The sequence below is a fragment of the Plantactinospora sp. DSM 117369 genome, from assembly GCF_053764795.1.
The window spans coordinates 5,383,945-5,404,755 of record NZ_CM132446.1 but is presented as its reverse complement, the minus strand read 5'-3'; the positions used below and the strand labels follow the sequence as shown (position 1 = coordinate 5,404,755).

Genomic DNA, 20,811 nt, shown 5'->3' with positions numbered 1-20,811 from the left:
TCAACCTCCCGCCGCGTCCGTCGTGGCCGCAGCGGGAGGTCGGGGTGTGTGCGTCGTAGTGGCTGCGTTGAAAAGTTTCAATGTGTGTGGGCGGTCCGCCCCGACCCGTCCGGGCCGGGGCGGACCGCCGATGGCGCAGGTGCGACGAGGGTGGATCCTCAGTGGCCGATCCGCCGGCTCTCCGGCGGGCCGAGATAGCTGTACGGCAGCTCGGCGGTCTGCACCACGAGATGCTGCACCACCACGGTCGGGTCGACCATCCAGAACTTCAGGGTGTGTACGCCCGGCGCGTCCACGGTGTGCGTGGTGGTGGTGACGTTGACGTTCTGCGAGGTGTTCCGCTCCCACTGCCGGTTCATCGAGGTGTCGTTCGCTCCGGTACTGGTGGTGACGTTGACGACCTGCGGAGCGGCACCGTCGATCGAGACGGCGTAGCGCAGCCCCTCGGTCGGCAGCACGTTGTTGCGCGGCGACAGGTACGCCGACACCTTCACCGGGCCGGCCGAGGTCAACGTCAGCTCGTACTCCAGGCGCGGGCTGTCCCCGCCCGGCGTCCTGCTGGCCGCGCTGACCGGGAACGGGGTCAGCCCGTCACCGGTCCGGCCGAGGTCCGGGATCCGCTTCCAGTACACCCCGCCGGTGTTCACCGCCCGGGTGTGCTGCCCGGCCGGGATCGAGACGTAGCCGTTCGCCTCGACGTGGCCGCGCGGGCGCAGCCCCTGCGGGTTGTCCACCCTGGCCTGCACCACCACGCTGGCGCCGTCCGGCCCGGTGACCGTGATCGGGACCGTGGTGTCGCCGCGCGGCGCGTGCCGCCAGTCGACCCGGACCTCGATCCGGACCTGGTCGGTGACCCGGCCGCCCGACCGGCTGAGCTTCAGCCAGGGTGCGCCGGCCCGGATCGTGTAGTCGAACGGCACCGAACCCCGGTTGAAGACCTCGATGTACTGTCCCGGCTGGCTCTGGTACGGGCTGAACGTCGGCAGTACCGCCGGCCCGGGCTCGGCCGGCCAGTACTTCTCGGAGCCGTCGATCGCCACACCCAGCTCGGCGGTCGCCGGGACCTCGATCCGGCGCAGGTGCGGATAGAACGCGTCCGGCAGGGCCTGGTTGTTCAGTTCCGGCTGCTGCCACGGTGCGTTCGGGCCGTAGCGCGCGACGTCGCCGTACCCGATCTTGGGTTGGGACTGGAAGCCCCGCCACTTCCCGCCGGCCAGGGTGTTGTGGTAGTAGTCGGACATCGCCTGGTCGGTGTCGAAGTGTCGCTGCGCGAGGTCGGCCATCGCGTTGGTGGCGGCCCGGCCCTGCGCGGCGTAGAGCAGGTTGGTGAACTGCGCCTCGCGCAGCGCGTAGAGGTTCGCCGACGCCGCCACCTGGTAGTAGACGAGCTGGTAGTAGGCGTCGTCGTAGCCGTCCGGCAGCCTCGCCCGGATCCGTTCGGCCCGCTCGGCCAGCTCCGTCCACTCCCGCACCACCCGGCGCATCTCCTGGTAGGCGGTCAGGCTGTACGGGTTGGTGTCGGTGTAGACCACCGCCGAGGAGTCGGTGGCCGGGTCCTTCGCCGGGTCCAGGGTGATCCGGCGGTTCAGCAGTTCCGGCTTGCGCCGCGCCTGGAGCTGGCCGTACTCGTGCAGGATCTCGCCGATCTCCCCGGCGTACCGGTCGGGGAAGTTCTGCGCCGCGTACTCCCGCTGCCAGTCGTCGAGCTTCTCGATCGGGAGGCTGTCCGGGTCCCAGGCGTAGTCGAGGAAGAGTTGCAGCGGCAGCTCCTCGTTCTTCATGTCGCCGACGTTGACCACCCAGAGCCGGTCCACCCCGTAGCGGTAGCTCAGGTGGAGCTGCTCCCAGGTGCTGGCCAGATTGATGGTGTCGACCCACTTGTAGTTGCGGCCGCCGCCGACGTAGTCGAAGTGGTAGTACATGCCGTAGCCGCCGGGGCGGGCCGGCAGGCTCTGGTCCGGCAGCTTCCGCATGTTGCCCCAGTTGTCGTCGCAGAAGACCACGGTGACGTCGTCCGGCGGGCGCATGCCCCGGTCCCAGTAGCGCTGGACCTCCTTGTAGAGCGTGAAGACCTGCGGGATGTCGGGCAGTTCGCGGTCGCTTTCCTCGGCGAGGATCTGCCGCTGGGCCGCGATGATGCTCTCCATCAGCTCGATGCCGTCGCCGTCGGGCAGGCTGACGTCGCCGTTGCCGCGCATGCCGAGGGTGACCACACCCTCGAAGTCCTGCTCCGCCATCCGCTCGATGCCGTCCCGCCAGTACTCCTTCAGCGCGGCGGAGTTGCGCCGGAAACTCCACTCGCCGTTCCCGCCGTACGGGTCGGTGCCGCCGTCGTCGTGCCGGTTCCACTCCTCGATGCCGCGCATCATCGGCGCCTCGTGCGAAGTACCCATCACCACGCCGTACTCCTTGGCGGTGGCGTGGTTGGCCGGGTCGTCCTCGGCGAAGGCGCGGCCCCAGACCGCCGGCCAGAGGTAGTTCGCCTTGAGCCGGAGCATGGTCTCGAAGACCTTGGCGTAGAAGTGCCGGTTGAAGCCGCCGGGGTAGCCGGGGGCCAGGCCGGGGCCGAAGAAGTTCGGCGCCCAGGTGCCCAGCGCCGGGTTCTCGTCGTTGATGAAGAAGCCCCGGTACTGCACCGCCGGGGTGCCCTGGCTGTGCCGGCCGGGCAGCACGTGCAAATCGTCGCTGCGCCGAGCCGGCACGTCGTCCCACCAGTACCAGGGCGAGACGCCGATCTGCTTCGACACCTCGTATGTCCCGAAGATGGTGCCGCGCTGGTCGCTGCCGGCGATCACGAAGGCCCGGCGGACCCCGGGCAGCGGGTTGGCCACGACCTGCTGGAGCGAGGTCTCCCACCTGCCGGCGATGCCGCGCACGTCGAGCTTGCGGGCGGCGATCAGCCGGTCGATCAGCGGGCTCTTCCCGATGGTGCCGACGAGCACGACCTCGCCCTGCCTCGGCACCTGGTCGGTGACGACCGCCGGGCGTACCCCGGTGACCCGCTCGACGTCGTTCCGCAGGTCACCGACCGCCCGGACCACGCCGGGATGGTCGCCGGCGCTGACCACCAGCGTCGCGGCCCGGCCACGCTCGACCAGGGGCAGGCTGCCCGGCTTGGAGCGGGTGGAGATGAAGCCGGCGGCATCGTGCCGCACATCGGCGCCGTGCCCGCCGGAGGCGGTGGCGGAGGAGGCGAGGGCGGGGGTGGCCGTGACGGCGAGGGTCAGCGACAAGAGCATTCGCCAGGCCGTCGGGCCGGTGTGTCGACGGGGGACGGGTGCCGGCGGACCGGCGGGGGTGGTGGACCTGCTCATTCCGGGCTCCGGACCGTAACGGGGTGGGCGTGACCGGACAAGTACCTGCGAAACTTTTCGGAAGTGTTCCGGAAAGGAAATCTAAACACGTATCGATGTACGGTCAAGAGCGCCCGACGCGGGGGGAATGCGCGTACCGAGCGAGGTCGCCGATAGGCGGTGGGTTACCCCGAGAGGGCGTACCGAAAGATTTCGGTGATATGTTTCAGTGCTGTCCGGTCGGCCGGGGCTGCGATTCGTCCGGGCAATTTCTGGCCATCGGGTCAGCGGGCCAGCCGGGACATCCAGCTCTCGACGTCGTCGGCGGTACGCGGCAGCGCGGCCGACAGGTTCTGGCTGCCGTCCTCGGTGACCAGCAGATCCTCCTCGATCCGCATGCCCAGCCCGCGCAACTCGGCCGGCACCAGCTCGTCGTTCGGCTGGAAGTACAGTCCCGGCTCGACGGTCAGCACCATGCCGGCCTGCAACTCGCCCTCGACGTACCGGGCGGTGGTGGCCCGGGAGCAATCGTGCACGTCCAGCCCGAGCATGTGCCCGGATCCGCAGAGCGTCCAGCGGCGGTAGAGCTGCCGCTGCGGATCCAGTGCCTCGTCCACGGAGCAGCGCAGCAGACCCAGATCGACCAGACCGGCGGCGAAGACCGCCATCGCCGCCCAGTGGTAGTCCCGGAACATCGCCCCGGGCCGGAGCTGCCCGATCGCCGCGTCGTTCGCCCGGCGGACCAGCTCGTAGACGTCCCGCTGTAGCGGGCTGAACCGGCCGTCGACCGGAAGCACCCGGGTGATGTCCGCGGTGTACCGGGTGCCGACCTCGACCCCGGCGTCCATCAGCAGCAACTGGCCGGGGCGTACCGGGCCGGTGTTGCGGTTCCAGTGCAGCACCGCCGCGTGCGAGCCGGCCGCCACGATCGGCTGGTAGCCGACCTCCTCGCCGTCGGACCGGGCTCGGCGGGCGAAGGTGCCCTCCAACCACCGTTCACCACCGCCGGCCAGCGCCTCCGGCATCGCCCGGACCACGTCTTCGAAGCCGCGCACGGTGACGTCGACGGCGTGCTGGAGCTGCCCGACCTCCCACTCGTCCTTGACCAGCCGCAGGTCGGCCAGGGCCACCACGAGATCGGCGTCGCCGACCGGATCCGTCACCGGCACCAGGGCGTCCACGGCCGGATCGACCGTACGCAGCAGCCGGGTCCGGCCAGCCGAGCCGAGCGCCGTGGCCAGCTCGCCGATCGGGCGGCAGCGGATCTGCAGCGCCTCGGCCAGGGTGGTCATATCGGCCCGGGGACCGTTCCAGACGATGCCGGCGTTGCGGTCGGTCCAGTACGCGGCCGTGCCGGGCCGGGGCGGCTCGTCGGTGTAGAGCGTCGCCTCGCCCGCCGGATCCAGCACCAGCACGCCGCCCCGGTCCCCGTCCCCGGTCAGCCAGATGTAGTCGGAGCCGGGCCGGAACCGGAAGTACTGGTCGTTGCTGCGTACCGGCGGTCCGCCCGCCGGGATCACCAGGTGCTCGCCGGGGAACATCCCGGTCAGCCGGGCCCGCCGTTTCGCCGCCCAGCCAGCCACCCCGGGAGCCGCCCGGACCGGCGCCTCCGTCGGCGCCCAGCCGCCGAGCATGAACTCCGCGAGCGCCGGGGGCACCGGCAGGTCGTGACTACTGGTGGCGGGAACGCGCTCGGACATTCCTGGCCCTTTCGCCGATGCGGCCGTACGGCCGGCGGTTCGCCTACTGGACCTCACTTTTGCCGCCGGGCGGTGGTGTCGCAAGGGCGTCCCCGGAACTCCCTACGGACGTACCGGGGCGGAGGCGGAGGGTTCCGGCAGATGTCCGAAGACAGCTCGGCTCGGCGGCCCGAGATCGGCCCGATCCGGGCGGCCGGGGACGCCTCGGTCGGGACGTCTCTGAGGCCCGGCGGTCACGCCGCCGGTCGGGTGCTGGGGAAGGCGTAGTCGACGCCGGTCAGCCGCTCGGAAAGCTCCCACAGGGTCGGAGTAGCTGGTTGACGGCGGCCAGGACTCGCGGCACCTCCCGGGTGATGTTGGTCTGGCTTCCCCCGGGGATGCGCGGCGACCGCCACCAGACCGGTGCCGGCCGCTCAGCGGGCCTTCTCGGCACCACCAGGCCGGATTCGCTGGGACTGGCCCGGGAGCGGGCGCTGGGCGCGTACCAGGGGTTGGCCGAGGCGGCGACGGCGACGGTGCAGATCTTCGGACCCGCCCTGTTCACCGTCGCCGTCGGCAGGTACGGCACGGTCGGCTGGCTGTTCGTCGCCGCGATCTTCCTGCTCGCCGCGTCGCTGCTTCCGGTACTCGTCCGGCGGGCCCTGCCCGACCGCCCGGCCAACCCCTGACCCCGCGCCGACGCGGCTCCTAGTCGCTGCTGTTCGCGATCGCCTCCTCGAACTCGCCCCGCACCTTGTCGCCGCCGGTGCTACGCCACTGCTTGAGGATGTCGCCCCAGGCCGAGACCGGCTTGCGCCCGCTGAGGATGTCCATCTGGGCGTCGTTGACGATCGTGCCGAGCTGCCCGGACCGCCGCGACCAGGTGTCGGAGAAGAGCCCGAGCGTCGGATCCTTGATCGCGGTCGGGATGATCGACTTCTGGTACTCGTACGACTTGCGAGTCGCCTCGGCCTCGCCGGGCACGAAGATCACGTCGGGGGCGTCCACGATGTAGCGGATCCCGAGTACCGTCTGGCTCACCCCGGCCTGGGTCAGCTCCGGCCCGCCGCCCTCCATCCGGTAGTGCACCCCGGCGACGCCGTACCGGCGCAGCAGCCACTCCTCGGTGCCGAACGGCGCGGCCAGCCAGTTGCAGACCTTCAACAGTGCCCGGATCCGACCCTCGTCGGCCTTCTTGAACGCGGTGAAGTTGTTGGTCGCCTGGGCCTGCCAGGTGGCCGCGAACCCGCCGCCGCCGTGCAGGGGCGGGCGCATGCCGCCGATGTCGAAGTCGGGCCCGGCGATGTTCTCCGCGAAGAACTGCGGCCAGGCGGTGTACCGGTCTGCGATCATCAACGCGCTGCCCGCGTTGAACCACTTCTTCGTCGGCGCGTTGTTGGTGAAGCTGTCCGGATGCACCACACCGTCCTTGACCAGCCGGGCGGTGTCGGCGAGCGCCTGGGTGAACTCCTCGCTCTCGTACGCGCTGACCAGCTTGCCGCCCTCCAGCTTCCAGCGCCAGGGGTTGCCGAGCATCTGCCGGACGAAGTCGAGCGGAGCCTGGGCCACCGCCCAGCGGTTCGCCCGGGCATCGGTGATCTTGCGGCAGACGTCCCGGAACTCGGCGAAGCTGCCCGGCTGGAGGTCGGCGCCGAGCTGCTTGAACAGGTCGTCCCGGCGCATCATCAGGGTGCCGCCGATGCCCCGGGGCACCGGCAGGCCGTAGATGCCGCCGTTGTAGCGGCAGTCCCGCCAGGCGTCGGTGGGCAGGTTCGCCAGGAACGGGTACTCCCGCACCGCGTCGCCGCTCAGATACGGGGTCAGGTCCTGGCACTTGGCGGCGAGCCAGGCCGGCAGGTTCGCCGTACCGGCGGGCAGGCCGTTCGGGGTGTACAGCGCCGGCACGATGACGTCCGGCAGGTCGTCCCCGGCGACCAGGGTGGCGAACTTGGTCGGCATGTCGGCGTTGGGCACGATGGTCAACCGCAGGTCGACGCCGAGCCGCCGGTTCATCTCCTGCCAGAACGGGTTCTGCCCGACCGCGGGCGGCACCGGCGAGTTGGTCAGGACGAAGGCGGAGAGTTCGCCGCCGTCGCCGGGCGGGCCGTCGGTGGCCTGCACCGGCGGCTCCGGATATTTCAGGAAGGCGTCCAGCAGGCCCTGCCGGTTGCCCTTCAGGTCCGGGGTGACCCCGGTGTACGGCGTGTAGTTCGGCAGCCTGGCCGAGCCGCTGGCCCGGTTGTGATCGCCGCCGGTGGTGGTGCCGCCGTCGCCGCAGCCGGCGAGCAGTCCCGGGCTGGCGATCATGGCGGCGGTGCCGAGCGCACCGGTCAGGAATTGTCGGCGGCCGATCGCCGGTTCACTTGTCATCGTTTGCTCCTTGGCGTAACGCCTGCGGGAATCGGGGGAGGAGGAGCGGTATTTCAGCCCTTGACCGCGCCGATCAGCACACCCTTGGTGAAGTGCCGCTGCACGAAGGGATAGACGACGAGGACAGGGACGATGGAGAGCACCAGGATGGCCATCTGGATCGCCTCCTGGGGCGGCAGTGCCGCGCCGGCCGAGCCGAGCTGGTCGACGCCGAGCTGGGTCTGGTTGACCACGTATGTCCGCAGCACGAGCTGCAACGGCCACTTCGCGGTGTCGTTCAGATAAAGCAGGGCGCTGAAGAACGCGTTCCAGTACGCCACCGCGTAGAACAACCCGATGACCGCGAGTACGGCCTTGCTCAGCGGCAGGACGATCCGGAACAGGATGGCGGGGTCACCGGCACCGTCGATCCGGGCACTGTCGATCACCTCCCGGGGCAGGTCCATGAAGAACGCCCGCAGGATGATCACGTTGAACGCGTTGACCGCGACCGGCAGGATCAACGCCCAGTAGCTGTCCAGCAGCCCGAGGCTCTTCACCACCAGGTAACTCGGGATGATGCCGGGGGCGAAGAGCAGGGCGAAGAGCACGACCATCAGCAGCGGCCGGTGCGCCACCGACCGCGGGCGGCTCAGCCCGTACGCCAGCAGGATGGTGGTGGCCATGCTCAACGCCGTACCGGCGACGGTGACGAAGAGGCTGACCAGGGTCGCCCGGGTCACCACGCCGCCGGAGAGGATCGCGGCGTACGCGGCGAAGCTGACCTCGTCGGGGACGAGTACGAAGCCGCCGTCCCGGGTGATCTGCTCATGCGTGGCGAGGCTGGTGGAGACGATCCCGAGGAAGGGTACGACCACCGCCGCGCAGCAGACTGCCAGGACCACGCCCTTCAGCGCGCGTACCGGCCTCGACGCGGCCGTGACACCCGCGATGGTCGGCCGGTTGCTCATCGCTGGTAGACCCCCTGCTCTCCGAAGCGGTGCGCGAGCCGGTTGGCGCCGAGCACCAGGAGCAGCCCGACCAGGCCCTTGACCAGCCCGACGGCGGCGCTGACCCCCCAGTCACCGGCGAGGATGCCGTTGTTGTAGACGTACGTGTCGAGCACTTCGCTGGCGTCCGCCCCGACCGCCGGCTGCTGGAGCACGATCTGCTCGAAGCCGACGGTCAGCGCGTCACCGAGCCGCAGGATCAGCAGCAGCACGATCAGACCGCGCAGCCCGGGCAGCGTGATGTGCCACAGTTGCCGCCAGCGGCTGGCACCGTCCACTGCGGACGCCTCGTAGAGCGTGCCGTCGATCCGGGAGAGCGCGGCCAGGAAGAGGATCGTTGCCCAGCCGGCGTCCTTCCAGAGCACCTGGCCGGTGACCAGGGCAAAGAATGCGTCAGGATTGTTGACGATGCTGACCGTGCCGAGGTCGTGGTCTCGGAGGAAGTTGTTGAGCAGCCCGCCGTCGCCGAGCAACTGCATGAAGATGGCGACCACGATGACCCAGGAGAGGAAGTGCGGCAGATAGAGGATGCTCTGCACGGTCCGCTTGAGCCGCTGCGACATCAGGCTGTCCAGCAGCAGCGCGAGGGCGATCGGGGCCGGAAAGACGACCAGCACCTGGAGCAGGGTGATGATCAGGGTGTTGGTCAGCGCGTTCAGGAAAGCCGGGTCGCCGCTGACGATGATCCGGAAGTTCGCCAGCCCGCTCCACGGGCTGTCGAGAATTCCGACGTACGGCTGATAGTCCTTGAACGCGATGACGTTGCCGAGCCACGGTAGATAGTGGAACGTCAGCAGGAGTGCGACGCCGGGAAGTGCCGCGAGCAGCAGGATGCGGTCCCGCCGTACCCGGTCCCACCACGACAAGCCGGCCCACCCCATTCAATCCCGCCGGATGCGACGCGTGAACACGATGGATCGCGACAGTTCCGGAAGTCGGCTGTTACATCCGGGTAAACCTAGAGTCGACCCTGATGAGCGTCAAGACGTGGATCTATGCCGCCGGAATTCCCCGCCGAGCAGCGCGGCCAGCAGCTCAGTGCTGGAGTGCCCTGGCCAGCACGGTGACGTCCTCGTCGCCGAGCCCGTGGTCGACGGCCCGCTGCCACTGCGCGGCCAGACTGTTGGCCACCGGGAACCGGTCGATGTCGACCTCGTACAGCGCCAGGTTGACGTCCTTGAGCCCGAGGGAGAGCGGATACTGCGCCGAGTACTCGTCCCGGCCGATCCGCTCCAGCTTCTCGGCCGCCCACTGGGAGACCAGCGGGCTGCCCTGCAACGCGCCGAGCACCGCCGCCCGGTCCAGGCCGAGGGAGTGCCCGAGCGCCATCGCTTCGGCGATCCCCTCGGCCAGGAAGGCGAGCAGCATGTTGTTGACCAGCTTGAGCCGGGAACCGGCACCGACCGGACCGGCCCAGACGGTCCGCTGCCCGAGCGCGTCGAAGACCGGGGCGATCCGCCCCCGGGCCTGCTCCGGGCCGGAGGCGAGCACCACCAGTTGACGCCGTTCCGCCGGGCCACGGCTGCCCGCCACCGGCGCGTCCAGCAGGACCACGTCCGGACGCTGCTCGCGGACCAGCCCGGCGATCCGCTCGGTGTCGGAGACCCCGATGGTGCTCATCTGCGCCCAGATCGCGCCCTCGGCCATCTCGGCCAGCATGCCCTGGTCGATCGCGATGGCCCGGACCGCGTCCCCGTTCGTCACCATCGTGATCACCACGTCGGCCCGGCGTACCGCCTCGGCCGGGCTGTCGGCGACCTCGGCCCCCTGCTCACCGAGTTGCCGGGCCGGCCCCGGCCGGCGGTTCCAGACGACGGTCGGCAGGCCGGCCCGGACGAGGTTGGCCGCCATCGGCTGACCCATGCCACCCAGCCCGAGTACGGCCACCCGCTGCGTCTGCGCCATCGAAACGTCCCCCCGTAGGCCCTGCCTCCACCCGGCAGCGTAGGTGAGCGGGCGGTGCCGCCGGCCCGAAATCGGGCTGGGTCGCCTGGCCGGTGACAGGCTTCCTGGTGAAGGTGACATGGTTCCCGGTGACCTAGTGCGGAAAGGCGCAGGGCTTCCGGCTCGACACGTCGTACCGGAACTCCTCGATGCGCGACGCCACCTGGCGGGCTCCGACGGTGTGCTCCAGACGGTCGAGATAGAGCGACCGTCGGGCCAGGGCGGCCAGCTCGACGGTGAAGTAGATCGCCATCAACGGGTTGACGAAGAGGGTGCTGCCGCTGGTCCTCCGGGTGAACTGGACGTCGCCGACCTCGCCCCGGGTGGCCGCCGCGATCTGCCCGTTGACGATGCTGGGCCGCAGCGGGGTGGCGGTCTGGGCCCGGGCGACCGCCTCCCGGTACAGCGTCGCCTCCCGGCTCCGCCCGGGGATCGACAGCGCGCCCAGGTAGGCGCCCTCGCGGTCCAGCGCGGCGAGGTTCTCCAGCACCTGGACGTGGTTGACCCCGTGGTACGCGTCGATGCCGAACCCGAGGCAGCAGACCAGCCGTACCGGCACCGGCAGCCCGGCGACCGCCCCGAGGCTGGTCATGTCCTCGACCGGGGTGCCGAGCCCGGCCTCGTCGCCGCGCAGCAGGATGTCGGTGCCCCCGTCGACCAGCACGATCGCGTCCACCTCGAACCGCTTCACCAGGTGCCGGTACGCCTTGCGCAGTGGCTTCACACCGGTGCGGGGGAAGGCGTACACCGTCGACGGGAAGCCGTGCCCGGCCAGCCACTCCGCGAGTACCCGCTCTGGGAAGTAGTCGGCGGGCCCCTTGGTCTCCGGGGTGACCGCCGCGACGTTCTCGGCCAGCCAGCAGTCTAGGTCGAGCAGTTCCAGTTGGGCGAAGGAGTAGTTGGCCAGGTGCACCCGGACACCGGCGTCCCAGAGCGCGATCGCCAGCGGAAGTCCGGCGTACACGTCGAACCCGCCTCCGGCCCCCGCGACCAGGACGCTGCGCGCGCCGGCCAGTGCGGCGAACAGCGGCGGGGTTGCCAGTCCGGCCACCGGGCCTCCCCACCCTCGTCGTCCCGGCCCGCCCGACCCGGCGGCGGCCCTGACCGGACCAGGCCCGAATACTACTCAGCTCAGCCGGTCAGCACCGAGATCGCGGCGACCAGGTAGAGGCAGCCGCCGAGACTCACCGCGATTCCGGCGACCGCCGGCAGCCAAGCCGCCGCGGTCGCCGCCACCGGCCAGCGCCGGGCCGTCCCGGTCAGCAGCGCGAAGCCACGGATCGTGATCACGCCGACCCCGGTCAGCGTGCCGGCCATCCCGATCCCGAAGGCGAGCACCAGGACCAGCGCGTCCAGGGCTCGACCGGTCAGCAGGCCGCTGACCAGCACCAGGAACGCGGACGGCGAGGGGAGCAGGCCGCCGGAGAGGGCCAGCACGGTCAGCCCGCGCCGCGACCACGGATCGGTCGGTGCCGGTACGTCGTGCCGGTGCCCGTGCGTGCCGCCGTGCCCGTGCGCGTCCCCGTGGTCGTGGTCGCTGAGGTGCGCGTCCCCGTGGCCGTGGTGGTGCGGGTGCGTGTCTCCGTGCTCATGCCGGGACCCGTGTTCGTGCCCGTGGGCATGGTCGGCAACCGGAGCGGCCCCGTGTCCGCGCCCGACGAGGACGTGGCTGTGGCCGTGCTCGTGGTTGTGGCTGTGCCCGTGGCTGTGCCCGTGGCCGTGGCTGTGCCCGTGGCCGTGCTGGTGGGACGCCCGGCCCCGCAGGTGCCGCCAGCTCAGGTGTGCGCCGACACCGATCACCAGCAGCCCGGCCGCCACCTGCATCCAGGCTGTCAGCGTCTTGGTGCCGAGGCTCGCGGCGCCGCTGAGTCCGACCCAGGCGAGCGCCAGCACCAGGACGGAGAAGGTGTGCATCGCCGCCACGATCACGCCGAGCCGGACCGCGTCCCGGTAGCGGCCCCGGGTGCCGACCAGGTACGCCGCCGTCACGCTCTTGCCGTGGCCCGGGGCGACCGCGTGCGCGGCGCCGACCCCGAGCGCCACCACCAGGGCGAGCCAGAAGACGCCCCGGCCGTCGAAGAGGGCGACCAACCGGCCCTCGACACCGGTCACGATTGGCTCCGGGCGCGCCGGCGCAGCCGTACCGTGACCAGTGCGACGACCCCGACGAGCAGGGCGGCGCCGACGCCGGCCAGGGTGCGTACGCTGCTGGCCGGCAGGCCGCCCGCGCCGGGCGTGAAACGTACCCGGTGGGTCTGCTCGGCGGCGGTGAAGAGCGCCCGGTCCGGCGCGGCCGGGGTCTGGCTGGTCAGCATCGTCCGGTACGCCTCGTTGAGGTCGGTCAGCGCGCCGACGGTGACGTCGAGGTCGACCACCTCGGCCGGGCAGTCGAAGGTGAGCCGGGCGCCCTCGTCGAGCAGCCGGTCCAGAGTGTCGAGCCGGCCCGGGCACGGGCTCCCGTCCTGCCGCACCGAGATCCGCTCCAGCAGGTAGTCGTGCACCCGGGGCGAGCGCTGGAGTTTCTGCTCCCCGGTCAGATTCGTCGCGACCGCGCCGAGGCGCGGGTCCTCGAAGGCGCCGAGCGACTGGCCGAGCGCCACCCAGTCGTCCTCGGCGGCGAGCCAGGCGAGGTCGACCCGGGAGCCGTGCACGCTGATCCGCGCGGTGGAGGGCGGGCCGAACGGGTGCGCGGCGGCCGGGGTCGCCGGGAGGGCGAGCGCGGACAGCACGGCCAGGCCGGCCAAGCCGAGCGCGACGGCCGGCGATGGGATGCGGGCGATCAAGAGGTCTCCTGACGTACGAACCAGCCCCGGACCACCGCACGGTGGCGGTGGTCCGGGGCGGCGGGAACTACTTCGTCACGGTGATGACCGGACTGGTGATCTGCTGGTTCTCGCTGTCCAGGTAGACCACGTGGGTGGTGTTCTTCTTCGCCGACGGCGGCAGCGCGAAGCTGTACACGAGCCGGCCCAGTTCGTCGGCCTTCTTGTAGGCGATGAAGACGCCCTTGCGGCCCGCGCCGTCCTTCGTGCTGCGCAGGTAGACGGTGACCTCCTCGCCCGGGTCGTAGCCGTAGGCGTTGACCCGGACCTTGCCCCTGGCCTCGACGATGGTCTTGTTGACCTTGACCTGCTCGCCGACGGTGTTCTCCGGGGTACGCAGCTCGTTGACGGTGCGCTCACCGGCCGCGTTCTTCCGGATCACGACACCGTCGTGGTGCTGGCCGTTGGCGTACCGGGCCTCGTAGCGGATGCTGTCGCCGGTGACGTCGATGAGCTGGTAGAGCTGCTTGTCCTCGGCCTGGCTCATGATGTCGGCGTTGTTGTCGGTCCAGACCGAGCCGTCGACGTCGTACATCTTGCCGCCGGAGACCGACACCGCGTAGACGGTGCTGTCGTGCACGGTCACCGACTGGCGGGACGAGGCCACGCTGCCCCGGCCGTACGTGTGGTCGTGGCCCTGGAGCACCAGGTCGACCCCGTACTTCTCGAACAGCGGGCCCCACTGTGCCCGGACCACCGGGTTGTTCCGGCCCTCGGCCGTCGAGTAGACCGGGTGGTGGAAGGTCACCACGGTCCACTTGTTCGGGTTGTTCTTGAGCAGCCCCTCCAGCCACGCGGTCTGCGCGGCCATCACGTCCGGGATGCCCTGCACGTTGCTGTTCAGGCCGATGAACCGGACACCCTGGTAGTCGACGGTGTACGCGGTCTTGGCCAGCTCCGCCGGCCAGCCCGCCGGCCCGTTGTCCGGGTACGGGAACTGCGGCGTCCAGAACTGCGACAGTGTGCTGCCGCTGTACTCGTGGTTACCGGGGATCGAGATGTTGTTGATCTGGCCGTCGATGAAGCCGCCGGCCTGGTACCACTGCCCCCACTGCTCCTCGCTGTTCGCGGAGTCGATGAGGTCACCGGCGTTGACGATCAGCTTGGCCTGCGGACGGTCCGCGAACGCCTGCCGGAACACCCGGGGCAGCGCCGAGTCGAGGTAGTTCTGCGCGTCGCCGTAGTAGATGAACGAGAACGGCGTGGCGTCAGGGGTGGCGGTGGTGAAGTCGGTCCAGGCGCTCCAGTTGGTGCCGTCGCCGACCCGGTAGGTGTACCGGGTGCCCGGCTTCAGGCCGACGAACTCCACGGTGTGGTAGGTCGAGGCGTACCCGAGGGAGGTGTTGACCGACTTGGTCGACAGTGCCTTGACGACCGAGACGGTGCCGGCGGCGGGCACCACCTGGCCGAGCGCGGCGGGCGCCTCCAGGATCTCGGCCTGGGCCCACTCGGGGGTGGCCTCGGCCCGCCAGGTCACCCGCTGCGAGGTCGCCGGAGTGGTGGTGGGGGTGAGGATGATGCGGTCGGGCATCGGGGACGGCCGGTGGATCTCGGCCGCCGGGTACTTGCCCGGTGCGGCGTCACCGAACGCCACCGGGCTGATGGCGAAACCGCCGACGAGCATGGCGGCGGCACCGATAGCGGCAAGTCTGGCCCGCCGGGAGCCGGCAATCCAGGGTCTCTTGACGTCACTCACTACAGGGATCACCTTTCGGGTGAAAGTGGGTACGGCCGCCGGCCCGCAGCCGGTGGCCAAGCGCATTCATCCAGAGGTGGACGACCGGCGGTCGGCCGTTGACTGGCCGCCGGGTGAACGGGCCTGGCCAGCGGGTTAATTCATGATCAACACGTCGTGCCCGGTGCCGGGCTTCACCGTGCGGAGACCGCCCGTCCATCGTCCGGGAACCGACCGTTCACCCCGGCCCACCTACCATGCCGGCGGCACCAGCCCGAGTCCCTCGACCGCGCGGCGGCCGGCATCCCCGCCGACCATCCCGACCCGCCGACCATCCCGACCGCCGACCCTACGGAGCACGATGAAACTGCCGTCCCGCCGCTGGGCGGTGGTCGCCACCGTCGGCACCCTGGCGGCGCTCGCCGCGGTCGAGCCGACGCCCTCGCCGCCGATCGTCAAGGGGGACACCTTCGTCACCGCGCAGACCGGTGGCGTGCTGAACATCGAGGGCGGGGAGTGCTTCTCCGACCCGGCGTACTCGCGGGAGGCCGCCGAGGTGGTCGTCCGGTACGAGCCCTGCGAGTCCGGCGCCGACAACCAGTCGTACGGCTTCCTGCGTGCCGATGACGGGCCGTGGGACCGTGCCCGGCTGGCGGACTTCGCCTGGCAGGGCTGCCGGGGCTACTTCGACCGGCGCTGGCCGGACCGCAACGGCGGCACCCTCGACTTCTATCCGATCCTGCCGACCGAGCAGACCTGGGCGGACGGCGATCGCACCGTGATGTGCGTGGTCTACCGCCCGCGCGGCCGGCTCACCGACTCGGTGCTGCCGCTGCGCTGAGCTGTGGTGCTGCCGCTGGGCTGAGCTGTTCCGGGCGGCCGCCCGGGCCAGGCGTCGCAACCGGTGCGGGCTCAGGCCCGGAGGCCGCCGTCGACCGGCAGGCAGACGCCGGTGACGAAGGAGGCGCGGTCGCTGAGCAGCCAGGCGGCCGCCGCGGCGATCTCGTCCGGCTCGGCGGCCCGGCGCAACGGGGTGAGCGCGTTGAGCCGCTCGACGGCGGCCGGCTCGTCATCGGCCCACTGCCGGATCACCCCGGTCATGGTGGTGCCCGGGGCGATGGCGTTCACCCGGATACCCTCCGGGCCGTACTCGGCGGCGGCGGTCTCGGTGAGGCTGTTCACGGCCCGCTTCGTCGCCGCGTACGGGCCCAGGCCCGGTGCGCCGCGCAGGCTGCCGACGCTGCTGACGTTCACGATCGCCCCCGACCCGGCGGTGGCCCGGATCGCCCGGATCTCCGCGGTCATCGAGAGGAACAGTCCCCGATAGTTGACCGAGGTGACCAGGTCGAAGTTCTGCTCCGTCGCGTTCACCATCGGGGTCTGCGGGATCGAGATGCCGCCGTTGTTGAAGGCGATGTCCAGCCGGGCGTGCAGCCGGATCACGCTGTCCACCGCCGCCTGGATGCTGGCCCCGTCGGTCAGGTCGGCGAGCACGTAGTCGGCGGTCCCGCCGGCGTCGCGGATCTCCCCGACCACGTCGGCGAGTTCGGACTCGGTCCGGGCGGTCAGCACCACGGCGGCACCCTCGCGGGCGAACAGCCGGGCGGCGGCCGCGCCGATACCGCGACTCGCGCCCATCAGGAGCGCGACCTTGTCGCCGAGCAGGCCGGCTCCGCTGCCCGAGGCGTTCGTTCCGGTCATGAGGTCACTCTCTCATCACCGAACGGTGATCCGCAGGTACGCTCTGTATCTGCCCTTTTTGGCGGCGCCACTCTCACCGGGTCAGCTGTATGTGACCCTGGTCGCCGGTCGCCTCCAGGTCCCAACGCTTGCCGAAGGCCTGGATCCGGCTCAGCCTGATCCGGCCGAAGTCCGCCGGCAGGTGCGGGTCGACCAGCAACTGGCCGTTCCGGGCCTCCAGCCCGAGCAGGGTACGGATGAACAACAGCGGCGCCGCGCTGGCCCAGGCCTGCGGGGTACAGGCGGTCGGGTACGGCACCGGCTTGCGCCCGTACGAGCGGTCGTAGCCGGCGAACGCCTCCGGCAGCCGGTGCGCGGAGAAGTCGGCCGCCTCCAGCATCGCCACGATGACCCGGGTCGCCTCGTCGCGGAACCCGTACCGGGCCAGGCCGTGCGCGATCAGCGAGTTGTCGTGCGGCCAGACCGTGCCGCTGTGGTAGCCGATCGGGTTGTAGCACCGGTTCTCGGTGGAGGTGGTCCGGATGCCCCAGCCGGAGAACATGTGCCCGGAGAGGAGTTGGCCGGCGAGCACCTTCGCCCGCTCCGGCGGCACGATGCCGCTCCAGAGCAGTTGCCCCATGTTGGAGGTCATCGAGTCGATCGGACGTTTGTCCCCGTCCAGGCCGATCGCGTAGTAACCGCCCCGCTCGTCGATCCAGAAGTCCCGGTTGAACTGTTCCCGGAGCTGGTGCGCGTCGGCGCGCAGCCGCTCGGCCAGCTCGGGATCCCCCAGCGGGCCGTCGGCGAGTTCGGCGACCCGGAGTTTCGCGTCGTAGGTGTAGCCCTGGATCTCACATGTCGCGATCGGCAGTACCGGGATGGTGCCGTCGGCGTAGGCGATGCCGTCGGGGGAGTCCCGCCAGCAGTGGTTGCCCAGCCCCTGCGGCGAGCGGGTGGCGTACTCGACGTACCCGTCCTGGTCGAGGTCGCCGTAGCGGTCGATCCAGCGCAGCGCGGCGTGCACGTTGTCCCGGAACCGCCGCACGAAGTCGTCGTCCAGCGTCCAGCGCCAGTACTCGGAGAGCAGGATCAGCCAGAGCTGGGTGGCGTCGGAGGTCCCGTAGTAGGGGTTGTGCGGCTTCTCGCCGGTCCGGGTCAGCTCGCCGCTGCGTACCTCGTGCAGGATCTTCCCCGGCTCCTCGTCCCGGAAGTCGTCCAGCCTGGTGCCCTGGTAGTTGGCCAGCGACCGAATGGCGCCCCGGGCCAGCCGCGGCCCGAACGACAGCGACTGGTACGCCGTAACCAGCGAGTCGCGGCCGAAGACGGTGAGGAACCAGGGCAGGCCGGCGGCCGGCAGCACGATGGTCTCGTCACCGATGTTCTGCTCGATCCGCAGCGCCACCAGGTCCATCTTGGACTTGTGCAGCACCCGGTTCAGCAGGTCGGAGTCCAGATCCTGGCTGGGGCAGTCCTCCCGCCAGTCGTGCGTGGGGTCCTCGCCGACCAGGTCGAAACCCTCGCCGAACTGGCGGTGCAGCGTGGGCAGCTCGGTCGGCCGCCGGGGCAGCGCCACCGCCAGCTCGGCCTCCCACTTGCGCCCCGGTTCCAGATGCAGGTCCCAGATCAGGTCGTTCTCCTCCACCCGGTCCGCCGGCGGCGACACCTGGATGTCGGTGACCGCGGTGAAGTCCGCGTTGCGGTAGGTGAAGCAGAGCCGGGAGCCGTCGGTCGAGTGGTCCCGGGTGATGCTGGCGGAGCGGTCCCGGACCCGCTGCTTGATCTCGAACAGGTCGGCGAAGTCGGTGCCGACCCGCAGCCGGAGCTGCACCGACTGCACCTCGTTGGCGAAGCACTCCAGCTCGATCCGCTCCTGCATCGCGTCGCTGATGAACCGCTGGCGGCGTACCCCGACGCTGTTGGTCGGCACGTGCGGCAGGTCCGAGTTGGTCAGGAAGAAGGCCGCCGAGTCGTCATCGACCAGCCCCGAGCTGAGGATCAGCAGCGGCGCCCCACCCAGCGTCAACTCCCACTGACTGAGCAGCCGGGTGTCGTCGTGCACCAGACCGCCGATGGTGCCGACCGGTACGTCCCCGGTGGCGTTGCTCACCATGAACGACCGGCCCTCCACCACCGCGACCGCGTCCGGGCCCAACTCCGGCGGCTGGGTACGCGCCACCGAACTCGGGGCGTTGGGGCTCGTCACCACCCCCGGGGTCGGATCGGCCGGGGTGGGACGCCGGACAACATTCGTCACGGCAGCCCCCTTCACCCGCACGAGAAGCGTGGCCATCCTGTCGACGCCAGCCTAGGCAGCGCCGGGGCGGGACCGGTGCCGAACGCGGGAACCAGCCCCTCGGCCTGTCTGGTCCCGTACCGGACGGGGGAATTCGGCGCGGCTGTCCCCCCGCCGCACCGGTGATCGCGGGCGCCGGTCCACGGCGGCAGCCCGGAGAACCAGGTCACCGCCAGCTCGTTCGCGGCGGCACCGTCCATGCCCGGCCGAGGTGGCGGGAGGTCTGGTCGAGGTGGCGGGAGGTCTGGTCGAGGTGGCGGGAGGTCCGGTCGAGGTGACCGGCAGGTATGTCGGCCCCTTCCGGCGGGCACGAAGGGGGAGCGGAGACAAGGAGGCGGAGAATGCGCGACGTCGAACTGGCCGGGGACGGCCGTCGGGTGGTGGTGATCGCGGTCGAGCCCGGCGAGGAGGCGGTGGCCACCGTCAACGAGGTGGCCCGGCGCCGGGGCATCCGCGCGGCGCAGGTGACCGCGGTGGGCGGGTTCGCCAGCGCCGAGGTCGGCTACTTCGACCGGCCGGCCCGGGACTACCTGCGGATACCGGTACCGGAGCAGGTCGAGGTGCTCTCCCTGGTCGGCGACATCGCCGAACTGCACGGCGAGCCGGCGTTGCACGTGCACGCGGTGCTCGGCCGCCGGGACGGCGGTACGGTCGGCGGCCACCTGCTGCGCGGCGAGGTGTGGCCCACCCTGGAGGTGGTGGTCACCGAGGTCGCGGCGGGGCTGGCCAAGCGGGTCGACCCGGAGATTGGGGTGGCGATGTTGACCGGCACGGCGCACGGCTGACCGGCGTACCGCTCCGGCCGCCGCCGCGACCGGAGGAATCGCTTGTGGACGATCAATAGCATCGGTGCCATCCGACGGGTACCGGCGGCGAAACGCCGGTCCCGTCACGACGGAGAGGACACCGATGCGAGATTCCGAGTTCGTCGACACGAGGATTCCAAGGCCCGGCGGTGCGGCGCTGTCCCGCCGGAACATGCTTCGCGCCGGAGCGGTCGCGGCCGGTGGCGCGGTGCTGGCCGGTACCGCTGCCCAGCCGGCCCAGGCGGCACCACGCGGAAGCCGGACGCCGGTCCGGGCCCGGGCGCTGGTCGCCGGTGACCGGGTCCGGGTGGTGTCGCCGGGCAGCACCCCGGACCCCACCCTGATGGCCCGGGGGATCGAGATCCTGCGCGGCTGGGGCCTGGAGGTGGAGCTCGGCCAGCACGTCTACACCCGGTACGGCTATCTCGCCGGCACCGACGCGCAGCGGCTCGCCGACCTGAACGACGCGCTGACCGACCCCGGGGTGCGGGCCGTCTTCGCCGCCCGGGGCGGCTACGGTACTCAGCGGATCGTGGACCGGATGGACCTCTCCGGCCTGCGTAGCGACCCGAAGGTGGTGGTCGGGTTCAGCGACATCACCAGCATCCACGGCCGGCTGTGGCGGGAGGCCGGTCTGGTCAGCTTCTACGGTCCGATGGTCAACTGGTCGGACGGTCGCACCGGCCCGGAGTCCGCCGAGGCGTTGCGCCGGGCGGTGATGAGCACCGACCCGGTCACCATTACCCGCGATCCGGCCGAGACCGCTGCCTCGGTCGTGGTGCCGGGCCGGGCCACGGGCCGGCTGCTCGGCGGTTGCCTGACCCTGCTCTCCACCTCGCTGGGCGCGAAGGACTCCCCGGACCTCGACGGGGCGATCCTGTTCTTCGAGGACGTGGACGAGGCGCCGTACAGCTACGACATGATGTTGACCGAGCTGCGCCGGGTGGGCGTGCTGGGTCGGGTCGCCGGGGTGGTGATCGGGCAGATCACCAACAGCGTCGGCGAACCGGGGGAGTGGGACGCGGCGGCGGTGCTCAAGGACCGCCTCTACGACCTCGGCGTACCGGTGCTGGGCGGGCTCCGCCTCGGGCACGGCAACGGGCAGCTCACCATCCCGCTCGGGGCCCGGGCCACCCTCGACGCCGAGGCCGGGACGCTGACCGTGGAGGCGGGCGTCCGGTAGCCGGCCCGCGCCGGCCGGGTGGGGGTCGTCCTCGGGGAGTGCGGGAGCGTCCGAGGGCGACCGCCACCGACGGCGGG

General features: G+C 71.1%; 16 protein-coding genes. 4 read left to right on the top strand and 12 right to left on the bottom strand.

The window, feature by feature from the left end; genetic code table 11:
* Nucleotides 1-158: 158 nt before the first annotated feature.
* Both ACSMXO_RS23480 and ACSMXO_RS23475 read right to left on the bottom strand, forming a co-directional pair.
* Entirely contained in the window at nt 159-3,239 is a 3,081-nt protein-coding gene (locus tag ACSMXO_RS23480) for a glycosyl hydrolase 115 family protein (protein WP_455413779.1), read from the bottom strand.
* A gap of 338 nt (nt 3,240-3,577) precedes the next feature.
* Complete coding sequence (locus tag ACSMXO_RS23475; protein WP_455413778.1) at nt 3,578-4,993, bottom strand: aminopeptidase P family protein; 1,416 nt, start codon at nt 4,991-4,993, stop codon at nt 3,578-3,580.
* A gap of 317 nt (nt 4,994-5,310) precedes the next feature.
* On the opposite strand from ACSMXO_RS23475, the gene ACSMXO_RS23470 reads away from it, so the two are divergent.
* The gene (locus tag ACSMXO_RS23470) at nt 5,311-5,661 is read left to right on the top strand and encodes a hypothetical protein (protein WP_455413777.1); all 351 of its coding nucleotides are present in this window, start codon (nt 5,311-5,313) and stop codon (nt 5,659-5,661) included.
* Between the two features lie 19 nt (nt 5,662-5,680).
* Here the strand turns inward: ACSMXO_RS23470 and ACSMXO_RS23465 are convergent, their stop codons facing one another.
* The 8 genes from ACSMXO_RS23465 to ACSMXO_RS23430 form a co-directional block, all read right to left on the bottom strand.
* A complete protein-coding gene (locus ACSMXO_RS23465; RefSeq protein ID WP_455413776.1) occupies nt 5,681-7,342 on the bottom strand; it encodes an extracellular solute-binding protein in 1,662 nt (553 codons plus the stop codon).
* Nucleotides 7,343-7,395: 53 nt separating this feature from the next.
* Nucleotides 7,396-8,292, bottom strand: coding sequence for a carbohydrate ABC transporter permease (locus tag ACSMXO_RS23460; protein ID WP_455413775.1), 897 nt, complete (start codon nt 8,290-8,292; stop codon nt 7,396-7,398).
* The gene (locus ACSMXO_RS23455; RefSeq protein ID WP_455413774.1) at nt 8,289-9,197 is read right to left on the bottom strand and encodes an ABC transporter permease; all 909 of its coding nucleotides are present in this window, start codon (nt 9,195-9,197) and stop codon (nt 8,289-8,291) included. Before ACSMXO_RS23455 ends, ACSMXO_RS23460 begins: the two co-directional genes overlap by 4 nt.
* Before the next feature lie 169 nt (nt 9,198-9,366).
* Nucleotides 9,367-10,356: an NAD(P)-dependent oxidoreductase gene (locus ACSMXO_RS23450; protein ID WP_455413773.1), complete on the bottom strand. Its 990-nt coding sequence runs from the start codon at nt 10,354-10,356 to the stop codon at nt 9,367-9,369.
* A gap of 13 nt (nt 10,357-10,369) precedes the next feature.
* Nucleotides 10,370-11,326, bottom strand: coding sequence for a DUF1152 domain-containing protein (locus ACSMXO_RS23445; protein ID WP_346256470.1), 957 nt, complete (start codon nt 11,324-11,326; stop codon nt 10,370-10,372).
* 80 nt (nt 11,327-11,406) lie between these two features.
* Nucleotides 11,407-12,387, bottom strand: a complete 981-nt coding sequence (locus tag ACSMXO_RS23440; RefSeq protein ID WP_455413772.1) for a nickel/cobalt transporter — start codon at nt 12,385-12,387, stop codon at nt 11,407-11,409.
* Entirely contained in the window at nt 12,384-13,058 is a 675-nt protein-coding gene (locus ACSMXO_RS23435) for a hypothetical protein (RefSeq protein WP_346256472.1), read from the bottom strand. Before ACSMXO_RS23435 ends, ACSMXO_RS23440 begins: the two co-directional genes overlap by 4 nt.
* Nucleotides 13,059-13,125: 67 nt before the next feature.
* Nucleotides 13,126-14,793: a fibronectin type III domain-containing protein gene (locus ACSMXO_RS23430; protein ID WP_455413771.1), complete on the bottom strand. Its 1,668-nt coding sequence runs from the start codon at nt 14,791-14,793 to the stop codon at nt 13,126-13,128.
* A 340-nt stretch (nt 14,794-15,133) separates the two neighbouring features.
* On the opposite strand from ACSMXO_RS23430, the gene ACSMXO_RS23425 reads away from it, so the two are divergent.
* Nucleotides 15,134-15,613 carry a hypothetical protein gene (locus ACSMXO_RS23425; protein WP_455413770.1) on the top strand — a complete coding sequence of 160 codons (480 nt, stop codon included), beginning with the start codon at nt 15,134-15,136 and terminating at the stop codon, nt 15,611-15,613.
* Between the two features lie 71 nt (nt 15,614-15,684).
* Here ACSMXO_RS23425 and ACSMXO_RS23420 read toward each other — a convergent pair whose 3' ends face one another.
* Together ACSMXO_RS23420 and ACSMXO_RS23415 are read right to left on the bottom strand one after the other, a co-directional pair.
* Nucleotides 15,685-16,473 carry an SDR family NAD(P)-dependent oxidoreductase gene (locus tag ACSMXO_RS23420; RefSeq protein ID WP_346256475.1) on the bottom strand — a complete coding sequence of 263 codons (789 nt, stop codon included), beginning with the start codon at nt 16,471-16,473 and terminating at the stop codon, nt 15,685-15,687.
* Between the two features lie 73 nt (nt 16,474-16,546).
* Nucleotides 16,547-18,706 (bottom strand): amylo-alpha-1,6-glucosidase, encoded by a 2,160-nt coding sequence (locus ACSMXO_RS23415; protein ID WP_455413769.1) that lies wholly within the window; start codon nt 18,704-18,706, stop codon nt 16,547-16,549.
* Between the two features lie 380 nt (nt 18,707-19,086).
* Between ACSMXO_RS23415 and ACSMXO_RS23410 the strand changes: the two genes are divergently transcribed.
* Together ACSMXO_RS23410 and ACSMXO_RS23405 are read left to right on the top strand one after the other, a co-directional pair.
* Nucleotides 19,087-19,530 (top strand): PPC domain-containing DNA-binding protein, encoded by a 444-nt coding sequence (locus ACSMXO_RS23410; protein WP_455413768.1) that lies wholly within the window; start codon nt 19,087-19,089, stop codon nt 19,528-19,530.
* A 124-nt stretch (nt 19,531-19,654) separates the two neighbouring features.
* On the top strand, nt 19,655-20,734 hold the full coding sequence (locus ACSMXO_RS23405) for a S66 peptidase family protein (RefSeq protein WP_455413767.1): 1,080 nt from the start codon (nt 19,655-19,657) through the stop codon (nt 20,732-20,734).
* Nucleotides 20,735-20,811 lie beyond the last annotated feature (77 nt).